The organism is Marinobacter sediminum, assembly GCF_023657445.1.
Lineage (GTDB): Bacteria > Pseudomonadota > Gammaproteobacteria > Pseudomonadales > Oleiphilaceae > Marinobacter > Marinobacter sediminum_A.
The window spans coordinates 1,434,088-1,453,265 of the sequence record NZ_JAGTWY010000001.1 but is presented as its reverse complement, the minus strand read 5'-3'; the positions used below and the strand labels follow the sequence as shown (position 1 = coordinate 1,453,265).

13 protein-coding genes, 2 tRNA genes, 1 pseudogene and 1 riboswitch are annotated in these 19,178 nt (G+C 58.8%); of the genes and pseudogenes, 9 read left to right on the top strand and 7 right to left on the bottom strand.

Annotation, left to right across the window (positions count from 1 at the left end; genetic code table 11):
• Positions 1 to 14 precede the first annotated feature (14 nt).
• From uvrY to pgsA, 3 genes are read left to right on the top strand one after another with little or no spacing between them, the layout of a single operon-like run.
• Positions 15 to 671, top strand: coding sequence for a UvrY/SirA/GacA family response regulator transcription factor (uvrY, locus tag KFJ24_RS06895; RefSeq protein WP_250830326.1), 657 nt, complete (start codon positions 15 to 17; stop codon positions 669 to 671).
• Positions 655 to 2,514 carry an excinuclease ABC subunit UvrC gene (uvrC, locus tag KFJ24_RS06890; protein ID WP_250830325.1) on the top strand — a complete coding sequence of 620 codons (1,860 nt, stop codon included), beginning with the start codon at positions 655 to 657 and terminating at the stop codon, positions 2,512 to 2,514. Before uvrY ends, uvrC begins: the two co-directional genes overlap by 17 nt.
• Positions 2,515 to 2,521: 7 nt before the next feature.
• Positions 2,522 to 3,070 carry a CDP-diacylglycerol--glycerol-3-phosphate 3-phosphatidyltransferase gene (pgsA, locus tag KFJ24_RS06885; protein WP_250830324.1) on the top strand — a complete coding sequence of 183 codons (549 nt, stop codon included), beginning with the start codon at positions 2,522 to 2,524 and terminating at the stop codon, positions 3,068 to 3,070.
• A gap of 49 nt (positions 3,071 to 3,119) precedes the next feature.
• On the opposite strand, the pseudogene KFJ24_RS18235 reads toward pgsA, so the two are convergent.
• From KFJ24_RS18235 to thiB, 7 genes and pseudogenes are all read right to left on the bottom strand, one after another.
• Positions 3,120 to 3,578 (bottom strand): annotated as a pseudogene (locus KFJ24_RS18235) (ABC-type transport auxiliary lipoprotein family protein); the annotation flags it as partial.
• Between the two features lie 92 nt (positions 3,579 to 3,670).
• The gene (locus KFJ24_RS06880; RefSeq protein WP_250830323.1) at positions 3,671 to 4,609 is read right to left on the bottom strand and encodes an MlaD family protein; all 939 of its coding nucleotides are present in this window, start codon (positions 4,607 to 4,609) and stop codon (positions 3,671 to 3,673) included.
• Between the two features lie 5 nt (positions 4,610 to 4,614).
• Positions 4,615 to 5,445, bottom strand: coding sequence for an ABC transporter ATP-binding protein (locus tag KFJ24_RS06875; RefSeq protein WP_250830322.1), 831 nt, complete (start codon positions 5,443 to 5,445; stop codon positions 4,615 to 4,617).
• 3 nt (positions 5,446 to 5,448) lie between these two features.
• Entirely contained in the window at positions 5,449 to 6,576 is a 1,128-nt protein-coding gene (locus tag KFJ24_RS06870; protein WP_250830321.1) for an MlaE family ABC transporter permease, read from the bottom strand.
• A gap of 83 nt (positions 6,577 to 6,659) precedes the next feature.
• Positions 6,660 to 7,274 (bottom strand): thiamine ABC transporter ATP-binding protein, encoded by a 615-nt coding sequence (locus tag KFJ24_RS06865; protein ID WP_250830320.1) that lies wholly within the window; start codon positions 7,272 to 7,274, stop codon positions 6,660 to 6,662.
• Complete coding sequence (gene thiP, locus KFJ24_RS06860; protein ID WP_250830319.1) at positions 7,267 to 8,949, bottom strand: thiamine/thiamine pyrophosphate ABC transporter permease; 1,683 nt, start codon at positions 8,947 to 8,949, stop codon at positions 7,267 to 7,269. Before thiP ends, KFJ24_RS06865 begins: the two co-directional genes overlap by 8 nt.
• A 15-nt stretch (positions 8,950 to 8,964) precedes the next feature.
• Positions 8,965 to 9,969, bottom strand: a complete 1,005-nt coding sequence (gene thiB, locus KFJ24_RS06855) for a thiamine ABC transporter substrate binding subunit (protein ID WP_250830318.1) — start codon at positions 9,967 to 9,969, stop codon at positions 8,965 to 8,967.
• 52 nt (positions 9,970 to 10,021) lie between these two features.
• Positions 10,022 to 10,120, bottom strand: a riboswitch (TPP riboswitch).
• Positions 10,121 to 10,280: 160 nt separating this feature from the next.
• Between thiB and KFJ24_RS06850 the strand changes: the two genes are divergently transcribed.
• From KFJ24_RS06850 to KFJ24_RS06825, 6 genes are all read left to right on the top strand, one after another.
• Positions 10,281 to 10,356: transfer RNA gene (locus KFJ24_RS06850), tRNA-Gly, on the top strand.
• 91 nt (positions 10,357 to 10,447) lie between these two features.
• Positions 10,448 to 10,521 (top strand) — tRNA-Cys (locus KFJ24_RS06845).
• A 169-nt stretch (positions 10,522 to 10,690) separates the two neighbouring features.
• Positions 10,691 to 12,406, top strand: coding sequence for an NADH-ubiquinone oxidoreductase-F iron-sulfur binding region domain-containing protein (locus KFJ24_RS06840; protein ID WP_250830317.1), 1,716 nt, complete (start codon positions 10,691 to 10,693; stop codon positions 12,404 to 12,406).
• A 10-nt stretch (positions 12,407 to 12,416) separates the two neighbouring features.
• Entirely contained in the window at positions 12,417 to 15,287 is a 2,871-nt protein-coding gene (gene fdhF / locus KFJ24_RS06835; protein WP_250830316.1) for a formate dehydrogenase subunit alpha, read from the top strand.
• A 116-nt stretch (positions 15,288 to 15,403) separates the two neighbouring features.
• Positions 15,404 to 16,525, top strand: coding sequence for a metallophosphoesterase family protein (locus tag KFJ24_RS06830; protein WP_250830315.1), 1,122 nt, complete (start codon positions 15,404 to 15,406; stop codon positions 16,523 to 16,525).
• Complete coding sequence (locus tag KFJ24_RS06825) at positions 16,522 to 19,170, top strand: AAA family ATPase (protein ID WP_250830314.1); 2,649 nt, start codon at positions 16,522 to 16,524, stop codon at positions 19,168 to 19,170. Before KFJ24_RS06830 ends, KFJ24_RS06825 begins: the two co-directional genes overlap by 4 nt.
• The last annotated feature ends 8 nt before the right edge of the window (positions 19,171 to 19,178 follow it).

Genomic DNA, 19,178 nt, shown 5'->3' with positions numbered 1-19,178 from the left:
TTGCGAGGTGAATTTTGATCAGGGTATTGGTTGTAGATGACCATGAGCTGGTACGTTCCGGGATTTCCCGGATGCTGGCAGATAACCCCGACCTGGAAGTCATCGGCCAGGCGTCGTCAGGAGAGGACGCCATTGAATTTGTTCGCAAGGACCAGCCGGACATTGTTCTCATGGATATCCGTATGCCCGGCATCGGTGGGCTTGAAGCCACCCGACGAATCCTTCGCATTGACGATTCCATCCGCATCATCGTGGTGACCGCCTTCGCAGACGATCCTTACCCTACCCGCGTTATGCAAAGCGGGGCAGCCGCTTATATCACCAAGGGTGCGGATATCAAGGAAATGGTGCGTGCCATTCGTATGGCTCATTCCGGACAGCGTTATATCAGTCCCGATATCGCCCAGAAGATGGCACTCAAGCAAATGACTGGCGACGACCAGGACGGCGAACTCTCGCTGTTCGAGCGTCTGTCTGAGCGCGAAATGCAGATTGCCATGATGGTGGTGGACTGCCAGAAAGTGCAGGACATCTCGGACAAGCTGTGTCTGAGTCCGAAAACGGTTAACAGCTACCGCTACCGGATCTTCGAAAAGCTGGAGATCTCCAGCGATGTTGAGTTGGCCCTGATGGCAGTACGGCTCGGGTTGCTTGATGCCGACAGGATCTGAGTCCACCAGCAATGACAGGGAGTTCGACAGTAAAAACTTCCTGAAGCAGCTTACAGAACGGCCCGGCGTTTATCGGATGTACGATGAAGGCGGTTCAGTCCTGTACGTGGGCAAGGCTCGCAATCTCAAGAATCGGGTAAGCAGTTATTTCCGCAAGTCCGGGCTCGCGCCAAAAACGGAGGCCCTCGTTGGGAAAATCGCTTCCATTGAAGTGACCATTACCGGAAGCGAGACCGAAGCGCTGCTGCTGGAACAAAACCTGATCAAGTCGCTCCGGCCTCCGTACAATATCCTGCTGCGGGATGACAAATCCTACCCCTATATCTACCTGTCATCGCACAGCGACTATCCGTCTCTGACTTTCCGGCGCGGTAGGACCAAAAAGGGGGGCGGGACCTGGTTCGGACCATTCCCGAGCTCTGGAGCGGTCAAGGAAAGTCTTAATATTCTACAGAAAGTATTCCGTATAAGATCCTGTAGTGAAAGCTATTTCAGGAATCGTACACGGCCATGTCTGCAATACCAGATCAATCGCTGCACCGCGCCCTGTGTCGAGTACATCAGTCCAGAGGACTACCAGGACGACATCCGCCGAGCCACCATGTTTCTGGAAGGCAAAAATCCCGCGATCATTCATGATCTGATGAATGCGATGGAAGTGGCTTCCAAAAACCTGGAGTTTGAGCGCGCCGCTGCCTACAGGGATCAGGTCAATCACCTGCGCCATGTTCAGGAGCAGCAGTCGGTTGATGGGGAGGGTGGCGACGCAGACGTGATTGCCATTGCCCAGGATGCGGGCATCGTCTGTATTGTCGTGATTATTGTACGTGGTGGCCGGGTGCTGGGCACCAAGGATTACTTCCCGAGGTATTCCATCGAGCAGACCGAAGGCGAGTTGCTGAGCGCGTTTCTGGGCCAGTACTATTTTGGCGGCAATACCCGTCGGGAAATTCCCCGGGATATCCTTGTACCGGTGGACGTCGAAGGCCAGGAGCTGCTCGCCCAGGCATTGTCCGAGGCAGCCAGCAGGGAAACCCGGATCCGTGGCAATGTAAGGGGTGAGCGTCGCCGTTGGCTGGAACTGGCGATGACCAACGCGCGCCAGACCTTGCTGACCCACCTGGCAAGCAAGGAAACCGTATACCGTCGCCTGCTTGCGCTTCGGGATCTGCTTGAGCTGGCCGAAACGCCGTCAAGAATGGAGTGTTTTGATATCAGCCACAGCCATGGCGAAAATACCGTCGCATCCTGTGTGGTTTTCGACGAGAATGGCCCGCTCAAGAGTGATTACCGACTCTACAATATCGAAGGAGTGACCGCCGGCGACGATTATGCGGCCATGCGTCAGGTTCTCACGCGCCGTTACAAGCGGATGGTGGCGGGCGAGGGCAAGCGGCCGGATCTGGTCTTTATCGATGGTGGTAAAGGGCAGCTTAACATTGCCCGGGAAGTGTTTGATGAGCTTGAAATTTCGGATATCCCACTGATTGGTGTCGCCAAGGGTGTAACCCGTCGGGCAGGGATGGAGCAGTTGATTGATGCCATGACCGGTGATGTCTTCCGGGTACCGGCCGATTCGCCGGCGTTGCACCTGATCCAGCATATCCGGGACGAGTCTCACCGGTTTGCCATCACCGGTCACCGGGCACGAAGGGACAAGAAACGCCGACAGTCCACACTTGAGGGCATTGAGGGCGTGGGGCCCAAGCGGCGCCGGGATCTGATTCGCTATTTTGGCGGGATACAGGAAATCCGCAAAGCCAGTGTGGACGAGATGGCCAAGGTTCAGGGCATCAGCAAATCATTGGCCGATACCATATACGCAGCACTGCATGACGAGTAAGGACAGCATGAATTTACCTAACATACTCACACTCTCGCGCATCATTATGATCCCGGTGTTCGTGGTGATTTTTTATTTGCCGGTAGAGTGGCGCTATCTGGTGAGTGCCACCATTTTTGCTCTGGCGGCCGCGACAGACTGGCTTGATGGCTACCTGGCCCGCAAACTGGATCAGAGCACGCCGTTTGGCGCCTTTCTGGATCCGGTTGCAGATAAACTGATGGTGGCTGTGGCTCTGGCAGTGCTGATCCAGGAACACGCAGCGATCTTGTTAACCATCCCGGCAACCGTGATTATTGGTCGGGAGATTGTCATCTCGGCTCTGCGCGAATGGATGGCGGAGATAGGCAGCCGCGCCAGCGTGGCGGTATCCTACATCGGCAAGATCAAGACCACCGCTCAGATGGCTGCAATCGTTGGCCTGCTCGCCTTTCCTCCTGGTGTGCTCTGGTCGAATGTTGCGCTTGGGCTTCTGTATGTGGCCGCTGGCCTGACGTTGTGGTCAATGGGCCTGTATCTGAGGGCTGCGTGGGCAGATCTGTTTCCTGAGAAGTGACCCCGTTGCACCGGGTTGCCCACCTGGTGACGGCTCCTGACATTTTTGCGCCGGCCGCACCGAAGGCCTCAACCACCTGATTGATTGCCGCACCCTCTGCGGGCTGCTCAGTCGTAAAGCTGCGCTCGCACAGCGTGACTTTGGAGCGGTTGTCCACGATCTGGGCGTGAAGGCCCACTGTGACGCCAACATTTCCGGAGTGGTTTTCGGTGTGAAATGCCGAGAGCTCTGTGATCAGGGTCCAGTCAGTGTCTGCCAGGCTGGTGCCGCTTACAATGTTCTGGAAGCCCCTGCTGGCCCGGAGCGCCTGCACCAGAGCATCACGAACGATCACGGGCGCTGTGTCGCGCCAGCGCACTCCCTTATAGATGCGAAACTCCCAGGCGGTTGGCTTGGCAAGGATTTTCATACTGTTAAATGGTTCCGAGGCGTAGGGGGTATCCACTCGGAGACTGTAAGGGAGGGCACGGTCTGCCTGGTAAGCTGGGCCCGATATGGAAAGGTCCATGACCCGTGGTGGTTCCGGATTGGGAAGTATTGTGCACCCGATGAGGGTGCCGGTAAGTGAGACCGCCATGGCTGCGGCAATCAGACCCTTATTCACGGTGACAGCTCCTTGATGGTATCGCCCCCCCACAGTATGCCCGCGGGATCCTGTTGCAGTCGGTGAGTAAACTGATTGAGGTTACGCAGAGTGCTGCGAAGCTCCCGCAAGGCCGGTGCCAGATCGCCCATACCCTGAAGGCCTGACTGCATGGCACCTTCATTGTCCCGGGTGAGCCTGTCGATACGTGAGGTGGTGGCCTGAATGGTTTCCAGGGATTTTTCCATGGCCTGCAGAACCGTGCTGCCTTCGTTTGTAATGAGGCTGTTGGCGTTATCCGAAACCCTGGATACTCTTATGGCTGCTTCTTCGGCGCGTCTGGCGGCCGCATCCATTTGTGCCAGAAGGGTGACCAGCTGTTCCTTGCTTGCCAGCAAGGCGTCCGTTGCAGATCGGGTATTTGCGAGGATTTTCTCCAGATTTTCCGAATTCTGCTCGGAAAAAAGCCTGTTTGCATTAGTGAACAGGGTATCTGCTTTGTGTAAGAGTTCTTGCCCATTAGCGAGCAGATTGCTGAACGGCGAAGGGTCGGCCTGGATCAGGGGCGGGTTTTCCCTGTTCCCCTCAAGGACAGGGCTGTCCGGGCTACCGCCACTGAACTGAACACTCATGCTGCCGGTAATATTGGCCAGTACCAGCCCTGCTCGGGTGTTTTCGCGAATTGGCACCTGGTCATCGACGCGCACCAGAACACGGACGTGGCTCGGGTTTTCAGGAACCAGGTTCAGTTCAAGGACGTCGCCAATCTGAACACCGCTATACATGACCGGGTTTCCCTTGGACAAACCACTCACGGCCTGGTCAAAGCCTATCTCGAAATAGGCCCACTCGCGGTCTGACGATGATTTATCCAGCCACAACGCGAAAATCAGTACGGCGGCAAATGCGATAACCGTAAACAATCCTATGATCACATGGTGGGCCTTCGGCTCCATGGCAATTACTCCTGAGACCTTTGTTGCGAGTGAGCCCTGTGCACGTAGCTGGCCGCACGTCCCCGTGGACCATTAAAGTAATCCTGAATCCATTCATCCTGCGTCGCTGCTACCTTCTCAAGCGTATCGGATACGAGCACTTTCTTCTGCGATAGCACCGCTACCCGATCGCAAGTGGCGTAAAGCGTGTCCAGATCGTGAGTGACCAGGAACACAGTGAACCCGAGGGCATCACGCAGAGTAACAATCAGCCGGTCAAAGGCCGCTGCCCCTATAGGGTCCAGCCCGGCTGTAGGCTCGTCCAGAAAAAGGACTTCCGGGTCCAGTGCGAGGGCTCGGGCCAGCCCGGCTCGCTTGACCATACCACCGGAAAGCTCCGCCGGATATTTGAGTGCGGCGTCCGGGGGCAGGCCTGTCAGCGCAAGCTTCATGCGCGCGAGCCGCTCTGCCTCCGGCCTTGTCAGTCTGGCATGTTCGATCAGTGGAACAGCAATGTTTTCCTGCAGGTTAAGGGAAGTGAACAGAGCTCCGCCCTGAAACAGTACCCCGAAACGCTGCTCTACCTCAGAGCGCTTTCTTGCGGAAAGCCGGTCGAGGTCTTCTCCGAATACCCGTATGTGCCCGGACGAAGGCTTATGCAGGCCGACGATACTCCGTAAAAGCACGGTTTTTCCTGTCCCTGAACCACCGACAACACCCAGGATCTCACCCCGTATCAAATCCAGTTCAAGGTTCTCATGGACGACGTGGCTCCCAAAGCGATTGCAGAGTTTGCGTACCTGTATAACGCTGGAATCGGTCGTCTCATGATCCCTTTTAGCATGAACGCTTTCCATGGTTTACCAGCCCATTTCCATAAAAAACAATGCCGCAATGGAATCCAGCAGGATAACCATAAATATCGACTGAACGACGCTGGATGTAGTGTGTTGGCCAATGGATTGTGCACTGCCGCCAACCTTGAACCCTTCCAGGCATCCGACAACAGCAATCAGAAAGGCGAAAATCGGCGCCTTCGAAAGGCCTACCAGAAAATGCCGAAGCGCAATGTCCCGTTCGATAATGGCCATGAACTGCGATGGGTAGATATCCAGAACAAGCGCGCAGACCGTTGCGCCTCCAACCAGACCCGCGATCATTCCCACAAACGTGAGAATGGGGAGACTGACAAGCATGGCCAGAACCCGAGGCAGAACCAACAGCTCAATCGGGTTGAGACCCAGTGTCCGGATGGCATCGAGTTCCTTGTTGACCTTCATGGCGCCGATGTGTGCCGTGAAAGCGCTGGCGGTCCGGCCGGCCAGAAGAATGGCGGCGAGAAGCACACCGAATTCCCGCAAAAATGAAAAGGCCACCAGGTGAACGGTGTAGATGGTGGCTCCGAAATCCTCGAGCACGGTTGCGCCAAGAAATGCGACGACGGCACCGACCAGGAAGGTAAGAAGAGCAACAATCGGAAGCGCATTGAGCCCGATATCCTGCACCGCCGCTACGAAGGACGTCAGTCGCCATCGCCTTGGGCGGGGTAAGGTCCAGAGCAGTGCTGCCAGGGTTTGCCCAATGAACCCGTTCAGCATCCGGAGTAATTCGAAAAGACCTTCCATCCAGCGACCGGTCTCCGAAAGGAATACCGTGAACTGGGAAACACTGGGAGCCTGGGGCTCTGGCCTGTTGGCCATTGCCTCACCAACGGCGCACAGCAAAGCCGATTTTTCTGCAGGAAGAACATCAGGCTGAGAGGCGATGGCGAGTAGCCGTTCCGGCCCAAGAAGGGATACCAGTTGCGACGCTCCTGCTGTATCAACCCGCCCAAGGCCCGAAATATCAACCGGCACGGTCTCCAGTTTTTCTGTCGCAAAGGTACCTGCAACGGCCCTTAGATGCTCATAGGCGGCTAACGTCCAGTCTCCCCGAATGACCAGAGCGCCCGCGACCATCAAGACTTCTCCCGGGTTTTGGGGGCTCATCGGGAAATCCGGATTTTCGTTACTGCTTGGGCTCGTCACTTCAGTCGGCAGTCCATTGGTTGTTTTACTTTCTAATCACTAGCTTAGAGATTCCAATGACTATCTGCCAGTACCCGGCGGTCCTCTTCGTCATGACTGGCGAGAATGATCGTGACGCCCGCTCCCTTTTGTTCAATGAGCATGGCTCTGAGGGTCTTACGCGTGTCTTCGTCAAGGCCGGTCAGCGGCTCATCAAGTAACAGGAGCGGCTGGTTGCGAAGTATTGCCCGCAGCAGGGCTACCCGTTGGCGCTGACCCCCGGAGAGTTCGGCTGGCATCCGCTTTGCCAGTCCCGCGAGGCCAACACTGATAAGGCCTTCGCTAATCGCACTCTTCTGTTCAGCCGTTAACTTCATGCCAGGGTGCATACCCAGGCCGATGTTGGTCGCCACGTCCAGGTGTTCGAACAGATTGTGTTCCTGGAATACGCTGGTCATTGGGCGCTCCCAAGGGGGAAGTGGAACCAGAGGTTCACCATTCCAGGTTATTTCTCCCGTGCTGGGTTCCAGAAACCCTGCCAGTAATCCAAGGAGCGTGGACTTACCGGATCCGCTCGGGCCATTTATGGCAATACACTCACCGGTCTTTACCTGGAAGTTGAAACACCAGGGCTCACGTTCCGGTTCATAGGTAAAAGCGAGATTTCTGACATCAAGCATGGTTTGGCTCCGGGAATTCGGCGCGTGTGCGATGAGAGCGTGCGATCAGAGAGTACGGTCTCCCGAGCAGATTGAAAAAACCAAACAGCGCAAGCAGGAGCAGGATCAGCCACAGACCGGTCGCTGCGGCGGCCTCCATCTGGTAACTCCCCAGTTGCTGGTAGAGAAGCACCGGGATCGTCGGTTTTCCCGGTGAGCCAAAGAGGGCAATGACGCCAAAATCGCCCAGTGACAGGCCTGTCCCATAGGCCATGCCAAGCGCCAGGGGGCGCCGCATACGGGGCCAGTAGAGCCAGCGCCAGCGATACCAGCCGCGGATGCCGAGTTGATCAGCCTGGTGAATGGTGGCGGGATCGAAGTCATGAAAAGGGCCACGCAGTAGCTGCAGAACAAAGGGCAGGGCCATGATCGCATTGATCAGCGCGACCAGTACAAGGCCTTCGTTGGTTATGCCTAGCTTTGGTCGCAACAGCAGAAACAGCCCGGTTCCCAGCACGAGTGGCGGTATGATCAGGGGCAGGTAGGCAGCGACTTCACAAAGCCGTGAACGCAGTTGATTGCCCCCCGATTTCTTCGCCGCCAGAACGAGTAACGACGTTATGACTGCGGCGGCGCCGGCCGGTAACGCAATCGCAAGGCTACGAAGGGTTGCCTGCAGTAGTCCGGAGCCAGACATTGGGGAAGAACTCAGGGACAGGGAATCGGCCAGCCCGGGTAACCCGCGGGACACCACCGCGAGAAGAGGTAGCACCAGGAAAAGGGTAAAGATGCCCAGCAGCAGGCTGTCTGCCAGCAAACGGGCCCGTGTATTGCCCTTGCGGCCATGGTTATCCGCCAGTTTGCGGTCGGGAACCAGGGCCGAGCTTATGCCTCTGCTGAGGACCAGCCACCAGAGTGATCCGCAAATCAGGAGTTGGACAAGCGCAAGGAGTGCGGCCCTGCCGAAATCAAACTCGAATCGCAGGGATTGATAGATGGCCACTTCAAGGGTCGTTGCGGCAGGACCGCCACCGAGCGTCATCACGATCGCAAAGCTGGTAAAACACAACGTGAACACCAGGGCAGCGACACCAGGCAGAACCGACCGAATGGCCGGCCACTCCAGTGCCCTCCATTGCCACAACGGCCCGAGGCCCAGCTGGCTGGCGATGCGCCGTTGTGCCTGGGGCGCACTCTCCAGAGCCTGCAGAAGAATACGGGCTGCCAGAGGTGCATTGAAAAACACATGGGCCAGGACAATCCCGTTGAGCCCGTACAGGTTCCAGCTAAGGGAAGGGGCCAGTTCCTGCAGCAATGACGTAAGCCAACCCTGGCGGCCATAGATAGCGACGAGTCCGGATACGGCGACAACGGTGGGAATAACGAGGCTGAGCTCCATTAGCCGAAGCAGGATTGTGCGGCCAGGAAAGCGCCGGCGGCGGTCCAGAGCACGGGCGATCGGTATCGCGAGCAAAAGACTCAGGATGACCGAGAGAGTTGCCTGCCATACGGTGAAAACAAGGACACTGCGGAGATAGCGGTTGCTCCAGAGTTCGCTAACGTCCAGTGCCGGGGCTTGCCACAAGAGTGCGAAAGCGCCACTTGCCGCAAGGCCGACGACGCCAAGAGCCAGCAAGGTACCGGGCCAGATCTGCCAGCCTGGCCTGCTCAGTGGTGCCCGTATGCTCCGACCCATCGACAAAAGGCCTCTTTACCGTGTCATGGCGTCAAGCCACTCATCCAGCCATGCCTTGCGGTTTTCAGCAACCGTTGCTGGCTCGAAATAGAGGGTTTTGGCCGGTTCGATAAGCCGACTGAACACCTCCGGTAACTCTGGCCCCAGGTCGATCGCCGGGTACATGACATTCTTCAGTGGAATGTGCCGCTGGAAATCTTTGGTGAGTATGAACTGAAGAAATTCACGCCCCAGCTCTTTGTGTGCTGAGGAGCCGACCAGAGCAGCAACCTCGACCTGCAGGTAGTGCCCCTCGTCAAACCTTGCGGCCTGATACCGGTCGGTTTTGTCGATCGCCATGTGATAGGCGGGTGAGGTGCTGTACGACAGGATCATCGGAGCTTCATTGTTCATAAACAGGGAGAAGTAACCGTCGCTCCAGCTCTTGGTTGTCGTCAGTATCTTATCCTTCAGCTTCTGCCATTTTTCCGGGGCCTCTTCGCCGTACACGCTGCGCATCCAGAGCAACAGCCCAAGGCCCGGTGTGCTGGTTCTGGGATCCTGAATGATGATCTTCAGGTCGTCTGGTGCATTGATCAGTTCGTCAAAGCTCTGGGGTGGTTCCGGGAGCTGCTCGGTATCATACACAAACGAGAAGTAGCCCCAGTCGTAAGGCACGAACAGGTTGTCAGACCAGCTGATCGGAAGCTCAAGAGCCGACAAATCAACCTGGTGCGGAGCCAGTAAGCCTGTCTTGCGAGCGGTGTCCATGGTGCCGGTGTCCAGGCCCAGAACCACATCGGCCATGCTTTCTTCGCCCTCAAGGCGCAGCCGTTGCAATATGTCGCCACCACTATCCAGCACAACGTAATGGATTCGGCAGTCGCATTGGGCTTCAAATGCCTGCTTGATCCCGGGGCCTGGCCCCCATTCTGCGGCGAACGATGGATGGGTGTAGACGTTTAGCTCTTGCGACGGTTGAGCTGTGACGGTGAGCGGCAACAGCGTAACCAAGAGCAGGCAGGCAGTGCGGATGAGCATGGTTTTAATCCTCCAGAACCGGTGGGGGATAACCACGCCGCGGATTCACCGTCAGTGGTGAGAACTCAATCCCTTCGCCGGCATAATCCGGATCAGGTTCCGCGGGTATGGTCTCAGCTCGGCATTCCGCCGGGCACCCCGTTGAGTTGCGTAAATTGTATCATGCACCTTGATCCGGGTGCGGCAATCGTTTGCTATCCTGGGCTCGGGTTTTAGGCTAAAAAATGTCCAGAAAACTTTATAAAACAAAAAGTTGAAAAAAGTGGTTGACGCAATCGGCCGAATCCGTAGAATACGCCTTCGTTGATCAAGCGGGAATAGCTCAGTTGGTAGAGCACAACCTTGCCAAGGTTGGGGTCGCGAGTTCGAATCTCGTTTCCCGCTCCAATTTTTCCAGGTTCACTGGTTGAAAGGTCGACACAGTCTCTCACAGCCCACCTGAGAGCATAAAAGATCTGATCCTCTCAGACTTTTACCCGGCGCGGTGGCAGAGTGGTTATGCAGCGGACTGCAACTCCGTTAACGCCGGTTCGATTCCGACCCGCGCCTCCATTATTTTCCCAAACTTCCCTCACGTTGAAAGTTTCAGACGAGGGCCGTCTCCCTGTCCAACCAGTTTTGATCTCTAGCGGCCACATATCCTGATATGCTTCAATGACTAGTAAATAGTCGGGCCAGCCAACAAGGCTGTCTTTTGTACTTTGGGGCCTGGTCAAAAATAATGAGTACAGACGAAGAAGTGGTCAAACGCCGGCGTTCTGCGCTTCGTGGCCGTCAACTCGAACCGGCTTTACTGTCGGAGCTCCGGGACCTGATCGGTGACGAACGTACCGATTCGTCATTGCGCCACCGCAACCGCCTGATCGAGCACCTGCACGCGCTGCAGGACGCCTACGGTTACCTCTCCATGCCTTGCCTCCGGGCCCTGGCCTCTTTCATGAATCTGCCTATGGCCGCCATTTATGAAACGGCCACTTTTTATGCCCATTTCGACGTTATTCACGACGAACAAGCGCCACCACCGGCAATAACCTTACGGGTATGTGATTCGCTTTCGTGCCAACTGGCCGGAGCAGAGGCGCTGCATCAGGCGCTATCTGACGGAGCTGATCCCGCCACGGTGCGTGTGCGGCGAGCGCCCTGCATGGGGCGCTGCGACACAGCACCGGTGGTGGAAGTTGGCCGCCATCATGTGTGCCATGCCAATGCCCAGACTGTGGGCGCGGCGGTCGCAAATGAACAGGTCCAGCCGGATGAGATTCACTGGCAACGTCTGGCGGATTACCGCTCGGCTGGCGGTTATGGGTTGCTTGCAGATTGCCGTGAAGGCCGGGTGAGCGTCGAATCGCTGGCAAAGGAACTCGAGCACGCCGGCCTGCGTGGTCTCGGCGGCGCTGGATTCCCGGCCTTCCGTAAATGGCAGGCGGTGCGGGCGGAGCAGGGGCCACGCTATGCGGTGATCAACGCCGACGAAGGCGAACCGGGCACGTTCAAAGACCGTTATTACCTGGAGCGTGAACCCCATGGATTCCTGGAGGGGGCCCTGGTCAGTGCCTGGGCGGTCGAGGCGCAGGCCCTTTATATCTACCTCCGGGATGAGTATCCCGGGCTGCACAGTGTGCTGACCGAAGCCATTGCCGAGCTGGAAGCGGCCGAAATCGTCGAGCCTGGTTTTATCATCCTTCGCCGTGGCGCTGGTGCCTATATCTGCGGCGAAGAATCAGCCCTTATCGAATCCCTGGAGGGCAAACCTGGCAAGCCACGCCATCGTCCGCCGTTCGTTGCCCAGAAAGGGCTGTTTGGCCAGCCCACCCTGGTCAACAACGTCGAGACGGTTTACTGGATCCCGCGCATCCACGCCCAGGGCGCCGAGTGGTTCGCCAGCCAAGGGCGGCATGGTCGTAAGGGGCTTCGGAGCTTTTCGGTCTCCGGGCGAGTGGCCCGGCCCGGTGTGCACGTTGCCCCGGCGGGGATCACCCTTAATGAGTTAATCGAGGAATACTGCGGCGGCATGGCCGAAGGGCATCGCCTCCTGGCCTATCTGCCCGGCGGCGCCTCCGGCGGAATACTGCCCGCCAGCAAAGCAGACATCCCTCTGGACTTCGACACCCTGCAGGAGCACGGCTGTTTTATCGGCTCCGCCGCGGTGATCGTTCTGTCCGATCAGGACGATTTGAAAGCTGCGGCCTCCAACCTTTTGGGCTTCTTCGCGGATGAGTCCTGCGGGCAGTGTACCCCCTGCCGTGTGGGCACCGAGAAAATGCTGACGTGGCTGGAGCGGAAGACCTGGGATGAGGAAACGCTCCAGCAGCTGGCCAGGGTGATGGCGGATGCCTCCATCTGTGGTCTGGGCCAGGCTGCGCCCAATCCGGTTCTGAGTCTGCTGCGGGATTTTCGCAGCGAACTTGCCAGCCACAACCTCATCGCTAAAGGGTAGGGAAGCCGCCATGAGCCATTCCAGCAAAAGTTTTACCCTGACCCTGGACGATGTCGAAGTTCAGGCCTTCCCCGGCGAAACCCTGTGGCAGGTAGCCAAGCGCGCCGGTGAGACCATCCCGCACCTTTGCTTCAAAGACGCGCCGGGTTACCGCGCGGATGGCAATTGCCGCGCCTGCATGGTGGAAGTGGAAGGCGAGCGGGTGCTCGCCGCAAGCTGTATCCGTGAGGCAGCGCCCGGAATGGTGGTTCGCAGCGCAGGTTCTTCCCGTGTTCAGGCGGCCCGCAAAGGCGTGCTCGAATTACTGCTGGCCGATCAGCCCGAGCGAGCGCGGAGCCCGGACCGTTCCAGCCATCTGTGGGATACGGCGGATCAACTGGCCATCGATGCCAGTGCTGTGCGCCAGCGCATCCCGGCCCATTCGGAACGTAATGAGCCTACGGTTCACCATGTCGAGCCGCGGTCTGACTCGCTGCCCCACGCCCGGGGCCATGACGCCACCCATTCGGCCATGAACGTCAATCTGGACGCCTGCATCACCTGCGGCCTGTGCGAGCGCGCCTGCCGGGAAGTGCAGGGCAATGATGTGATCGGTCTGGCTCACCGGGGCGCCGCGTCCAAGGTGATCTTCGACTTCGACGACCCTATGGGCGACAGCACCTGCGTGGCCTGCGGCGAATGTGTGCAGGCCTGCCCGACCGGCGCGCTCATGCCCGCCACCCTGATCGATGCCCAGGGCCGCGGAGACTCCGCCACGGCCGACCGCACCGTGGACTCCGTATGCCCGTATTGCGGGGTAGGCTGCCAGTTGACCTATCACGTGAAAGACGAGCCTGCCCAACTACAACCAGGGGCAGGCGAGCAGCGAGGGCGCATCCTTTTTGTTGAAGGCAGGGACGGTCCCTCAAACCAGGGCCGGCTATGCGTGAAAGGGCGTTTTGGCTTCGATTACCCCTCACACCCGGCGCGGCTCACCCGGCCGTTGATCCGCCTGGAGGGCGTGGCCAAGGGCGTCGACCCCGACTTTGACCCGGCCAATCCGTTGACGCATTTTCGCGAGGCGAGCTGGGAAGAGGCACTGGAATTTGCTGCAACCGGGCTGACTGAACTCAAAGGCAAGCACGGCCCGAGTGCGCTCGCCGGCTTTGGCAGCGCCAAGTGCTCCAACGAAGAAGCCTGGCTGTTCCAGAAGCTGGTGCGCACCGGTTTCGGCTCCAATCACGTCGACCACTGTACGCGGCTCTGCCACGCGAGCTCCGTGGCGGCGCTGATGGAATGCCTGGGCTCCGGCGCAGTAACCGCCTCCTTTATGCAGGCGCTTCAGGCGGATGTGGTAATCCTCACCGGCTGCAATCCCGCCGTTAACCACCCGGTAGCCGCTACCTACTTCAAACAGGCGGCGCGGAACGGCACCAAACTGATCATCATCGACCCCCGTGGCCAGGCGCTGGACGCTTACGCCTGGCGCAGCGTGCGCTTTTCGCCGGGTGGCGACGTGTCGCTCTTCAACGCCATGCTCAATGTAATCATCAGCGAAGGTCTCTACGATCAGCCCTACATTGATGCCCACACCGAGGGTTTCGAGGCACTGGCAGCAAGTGTCGCCGATATGACCCCGGAGGTAATGAGCCCACTCTGCGGCGTAGAGCCAGAAGCCATTCGTGAAGTGGCCCGCGCCTACGCCGGCGCCGACAGGGCGATGATCTTCTGGGGCATGGGCATTTCCCAGCACGTACACGGCACCGACAACGCCCGCTGCCTGATTTCACTGGCCCTGACCTGCGGCCACACCGGCCGGCCCGGCACTGGCCTGCATCCGTTGCGAGGGCAAAACAACGTCCAGGGTGCCTCCGATGCCGGCCTGATCCCCATGGTATTGCCCGACTACCAACCGGTGGGAGACGCCCAGCTGCGCGCCGCCTTCGAAGAACTCTGGGGCACCGAACTCGACCCGGAGCCAGGGCTCACCGTTGTGGAGATTATGGACGCCATCACGGCGGGCACCATCAAGGGCATGTACATCCTTGGCGAAAACCCCGCGATGTCCGACCCGGATCTGACCCACGCCCGGGCCGCCCTTGCTGCCCTGGAACACCTGGTGGTGCAGGACCTGTTTGTCACCGAAACCGCCCAGTTTGCCGACGTCATCCTGCCTGCCGCCGCCTGGTCGGAAAAGTCAGGCACCGTCACCAACACCAACCGGCAGGTGCAAATGGGCCGCGCAGCGCTGGCGCCACCCGGGGAGGCAAAGCCCGACTGGTGGATCATTCAGGAAATGGCCCGGCGTTTCGGACTGGGGTGGGACTACGCCGGCCCCGAGCAAGTGTTTGCCGAGATGAAACAGGGCATGCACTCACTCGATCATATCTCCTGGTCCCGCCTGGAGCGGGAAGGTTCGGTGACCTATCCATGTCCTGCCGACGACGCGCCAGGGCACGATGTTGTCTTCTCCGATGCGTTCCCACGCGCCGGGGGCCGGGCCAGATTATCGCCGACCCGGCCGCTGCCGCCAGATGAGCCGGTGGATGAGGGCTATCCCATCGTTTTAACCACCGGGCGATTGCTTGAGCACTGGCACACCGGCGCCATGACCCGTCGCAGCCGGGTACTGGATGAGCGGGAGCCCGAAGCGGCCGCCTATCTGGCACCCGCGGAGCTGGCTCGACTGGGCGTCACACCCGGTGATGCCATCCAGGTTGCCACCCGGCGTGGCAGCATCACCCTGACGGCGCGGGCAGATCAGGCTATGCCCGAGGGCATGGTGTTCATACCCTTCGCCTTTGCGGAGGCGGCGGCCAACCTGCTCACCAACCCGGCGCTGGATCCCTACGGGAAGATTCCGGAATTCAAGTACGCAGCTTGCCGGCTCAGCCCGGCGTAGTCTTCGCAGCGAAACTGTCTCGTCCAGAACGACGTTGATTGTCGCATCGCCTCTGTAAAGTATGGGCGGGTAGTCTAGAATGACGCGAAAATTCCCAGATCTCTCAGGTACATAAAATGCCAAAGTTTTTGCATACGGCAGACTGGCAGATGGGCCGGGCATTTACCCGTTTCGAAACCGAAGACGGTGCAGCTCTGGTCGAGGCCCGGTTTGAGGCCATTGAAAAGCTTGCTCAACTGGCCAATGAACATCAGTGCGATGCGGTATTGGTGGCGGGTGACGTTTTTGACGCACAAACGGTTTCTGATCGCACCATCCGGCGGGTATTCAACGCCACAAAGGGGTTTGCCGGCCCCTGGGTCATGCTGCCAGGCAACCACGATGCCGCCCTGGCAGAGAGCGTATGGACGCGGGCCCAGCGCCTGGGTGCGGTGCCTGAGAACGTACACCTTGCGCTTCAGCCCGGCATCATCGATCTGGAACCCCAGAGCCTGAGCATACTCTGCGCGCCCCTGACTCAACGCCATACCTACGGTGATCTGACCGAGCCGTTCAGCGGCTACGAGTCGCCGGAAGGTTTCCCCAGGATCGGCCTGGCCCACGGCAGCGTCCAGGGCCTGTTGCCAGACGAGATCGATTCAACCAACCCCATCGCGCCAGACCGCGCCGAAGCCAGCCGGCTGGACTACCTCGCCCTGGGCGACTGGCACGGCACCAAACAGATCGATGAACGCACTTGGTACAGCGGAACCCCCGAGCCGGAACGGTTTCGGAACAACGAAGCGGGGCATGCCCTGATTGTTGAAGTATCAGAACCAGGCGCAATACCCAAGGTAACCCAATTACCAACAGGGCATTATCAATGGCACCAGTGGCGGGAAACCCTGGCGGTCCAGTCGGACCTTGAGCAACTGCTGGAGCGTCTGGATGCCTTGCCCGAATCCGCCGTGGTCGATTTGCGCCTTGAAGGCTCGGTAACCCTGGCCGGAGAGGAAACATTGTTGAAGGCTTTGTCGGTTGCGGAAGCCAGATTTCGCAGCCTTCGCTGCGAGCGCAGTGGCTTACAGCTTGCCCCCACCGATGAGGACATTGGGGCCCTGAAAGCGGATGGTTATGTAGGCGAGGTGATTGAGAGTCTGCGCCAACGGCAGGAAGGCGCACAGGATAAAGCCGCCCGGGATGCGCTGGCCATTCTGGCGGGGCTGCTCAGGGAGCGGGAACAGGAGGCCAGCCAATGAAACTGCAGCGCATGCGCATTGAGCAGCTACGCCAGTTCCGCAAACCCTTTGTTCTGGACAACCTGCAACCCGGCCTCAACCTGATTCACGGCCCCAATGAATCCGGTAAAAGCACGCTCGTCCGGGCTATTCGTGCGGCCTTTTTCGAGCGCTATCGTTCAACGGCTGTTGACGACCTGCGCCCCTGGGGCGACTCCGCCGCGGCGCCAACCATCGAGCTGGATTTCGAGCACGACAACCGAAACTGGCACCTCACCAAGAGCTTCCTGCAGCGCAAACGCTGTGACCTGACCGTCGGCACCGAAACCTACAGCGAAGACGATGCGGAAGAAAAACTGGCCGAGTTGCTGGGCTACCAGTACCCGAAACGGGGCGCCAGCAAAGCCGAACACTGGGGTATACCGGGATTGCTGTGGGTTGAACAGGGCACCGGGCAGGACATCGAACAGGCCATAGAGCACGCCGGGGACCATCTGAAGTCCGCCCTGAATTCCATGGTGGGCGAGGTGGCCAGTTCCAGCGGCGATGACCTGATTGATTCGGTCCGGAGCCAACGGGACACCCTGCTGACCGGAACCGGTAAGCCCCGTGGAGATTACCTGCAACTGGAAAAAGACCGTGCCCTGTATGAGCGTGAAATCGAAGAGCTGAAGGAACGGGTGCATAAATACCAGGAACAGGTCGACCGACTCGGCAAGCTGGCCCATGACTATGATCAGGCGGAAGCGGAGCGCCCCTGGGAAGAGGCCCAGCGACAGCTGGAAGAAGCCCGCACGCGATATCAGCAGGTAGAGCGCCTGGAGCAGCAACAAAACCAGGAAAAAGCCACGCTTGCCCAGCTGCAGCAGAACCACCGATTGTTGCAGCAGAACAAAGAACATCTTGAAGGGCTGAGTCGCCAGTTGGAGGGCCGAAAAGCCGAACTGGAACGCGCCGAGCGCGACCTTCGATTGGCAGAAGCTCAGACCCCGGCTATTGCTGGTCGTTTGGCCGAAGCCAAAACCGCCTACGAGCAAGCCGAAAAGCAACGCAAGCTTGCCGGTTTGCTGCAAACCCGGGAACGGCTGGAGCAGGATGTCCGGCGGCTTGAGCAGCACAAACAGGTATTGACCCAGAATCTTGCCAAAGCGAAGGAATACCACCAGCAGTTAGAGCAAGCCAGGCAGCAGGCCAGAGAAAACCGGATTGACTCAGAGTTGGTCAAAAACCTGAAAGCCACCGGGAACCAGCTGAACGAAGAAACCATCCGTTCACAAACAATCGCCACCCGATTGAGCTGGCAGCTGGAAGCCAACGCGTCAGTGACGCTGAACAACGAGCAGCTCACGGGACAAGGCGAGCAGCAGCTACTGGAAGAATCGACCCTGATTATCCCGGGAGTTGGTACGCTGGGCATAACCCCCGGCGGCGAAGAGCTGGCCAGCACCCGCCGGAAGCTCAAAACCCTCGAGGACAGTTTTGCAGAACAGCTGAAGACCCTCGGCGTGGCATCCGTGGAACAGGCGGAAGACCGGCTTTCAGCGTTTGATAGTGCCGGAAGAGCCCAGAAGCACGCGGAAGATTTGCTGAAGTCCGTGGCGCCGGCCGGCATTGAGCAACTTATCTCCGAACAGAGCGAGGCAGGAAGCGAACTGGAGAAAGCCAGAAGCCAATTGCAGGCCACGCCAAAACCGGATCCGAAAGAGAATGTACCCGCCCTCGAAGAAGCGGAGGCCGCATTCGCTCAGGCAGGCACCGCGCTGGATAAGGCTGAATCTGATGACCGTGAACATCAGGCGACGTTGTCGGCACGGAAACAGGCCCGGGATAACGCCAAAACAGAATGGCAGCGGCTGGCGGATGAAGAGAAAAGCCCGGAACGGCAGCAGCAACTTCGTCAGATAACCACCGACCTGGCGAACATCGAAAAACAGCAGACCGAACTGCAAGCCAGCCTCGAACGCCGCGAACGGGAAATCCGCGAGGCCCGCCCGGACTTTCTCAAACAGGACATCGAACGCTATCAGAACGCAGCCAATCATCTGCGCCAGACCCAGGAAAACCGGGGGCGTGAGCTCAGGGATATCAAAGTCCGGCTGGAAGCCTGGGGTGCGGAAGGGCTGGAAGAACAGCTCAATGAAAAAGAGGCGGAGCTCGACCAATGCAATCGCCGCTATCAGGAATTGCACCGCCGCGCCCAAGCGCTGGATCTGCTGCTGAACCTGCTCACCGAAAAGCGCCAGGCCCTGACGCGTCGACTGCAGGCGCCGCTGCAAAAGCACCTGAACCATTACCTTTCAGTGCTGTTCCCGGAAGCGTCGCTGGAAGTGGATGAACAGCTACGTCCGGGCACCTTCAGCCGGGGCACCGAGCTCGGGCAGATCACCGAACTGAGTTTTGGCGCCCGGGAACAGATGGGCCTGATCAGCCGCCTGGCCTATGCCGATCTGCTGCGCGAAGCAGGAAGGCCAACGCTGGTGATACTGGACGACACCCTGGTGCACAGCGACAGCGACCGCCTGGAAGACATGAAACGCATCCTGTTTGATGCGGCCAGTCGGCATCAGATACTGCTGTTTACCTGTCATCCGGAGAAGTGGCAGGACTTGGGGGTGGCGCCGGTGGATATTCAGGCAACTAAGGAACAGGGCGCTCAGTCGCTCTAGACGAACAA

What these genes read in the sequence shown, in the direction of transcription:
- KFJ24_RS06825 (WP_250830314.1), top strand. Translation starts at nt 16,522, where the DNA reads ATGAAACTGCAGCGCATGCGCATTGAGCAGCTACGCCAGTTCCGCAAA.
- pgsA (WP_250830324.1), top strand. Translation starts at nt 2,522, where the DNA reads ATGAATTTACCTAACATACTCACACTCTCGCGCATCATTATGATCCCG.
- KFJ24_RS06865 (WP_250830320.1), bottom strand. Translation starts at nt 7,274, where the DNA reads ATGCTTGATGTCAGAAATCTCGCTTTTACCTATGAACCGGAACGTGAG.
- KFJ24_RS06875 (WP_250830322.1), bottom strand. Translation starts at nt 5,445, where the DNA reads ATGGAAAGCGTTCATGCTAAAAGGGATCATGAGACGACCGATTCCAGC.
- thiB (WP_250830318.1), bottom strand. Translation starts at nt 9,969, where the DNA reads ATGCTCATCCGCACTGCCTGCCTGCTCTTGGTTACGCTGTTGCCGCTC.
- KFJ24_RS06830 (WP_250830315.1), top strand. Translation starts at nt 15,404, where the DNA reads ATGCCAAAGTTTTTGCATACGGCAGACTGGCAGATGGGCCGGGCATTT.
- thiP (WP_250830319.1), bottom strand. Translation starts at nt 8,949, where the DNA reads ATGGGTCGGAGCATACGGGCACCACTGAGCAGGCCAGGCTGGCAGATC.
- KFJ24_RS06880 (WP_250830323.1), bottom strand. Translation starts at nt 4,609, where the DNA reads ATGGAGCCGAAGGCCCACCATGTGATCATAGGATTGTTTACGGTTATC.
- KFJ24_RS06840 (WP_250830317.1), top strand. Translation starts at nt 10,691, where the DNA reads ATGAGTACAGACGAAGAAGTGGTCAAACGCCGGCGTTCTGCGCTTCGT.
- uvrC (WP_250830325.1), top strand. Translation starts at nt 655, where the DNA reads ATGCCGACAGGATCTGAGTCCACCAGCAATGACAGGGAGTTCGACAGT.
- fdhF (WP_250830316.1), top strand. Translation starts at nt 12,417, where the DNA reads ATGAGCCATTCCAGCAAAAGTTTTACCCTGACCCTGGACGATGTCGAA.
- KFJ24_RS06870 (WP_250830321.1), bottom strand. Translation starts at nt 6,576, where the DNA reads ATGAGCCCCCAAAACCCGGGAGAAGTCTTGATGGTCGCGGGCGCTCTG.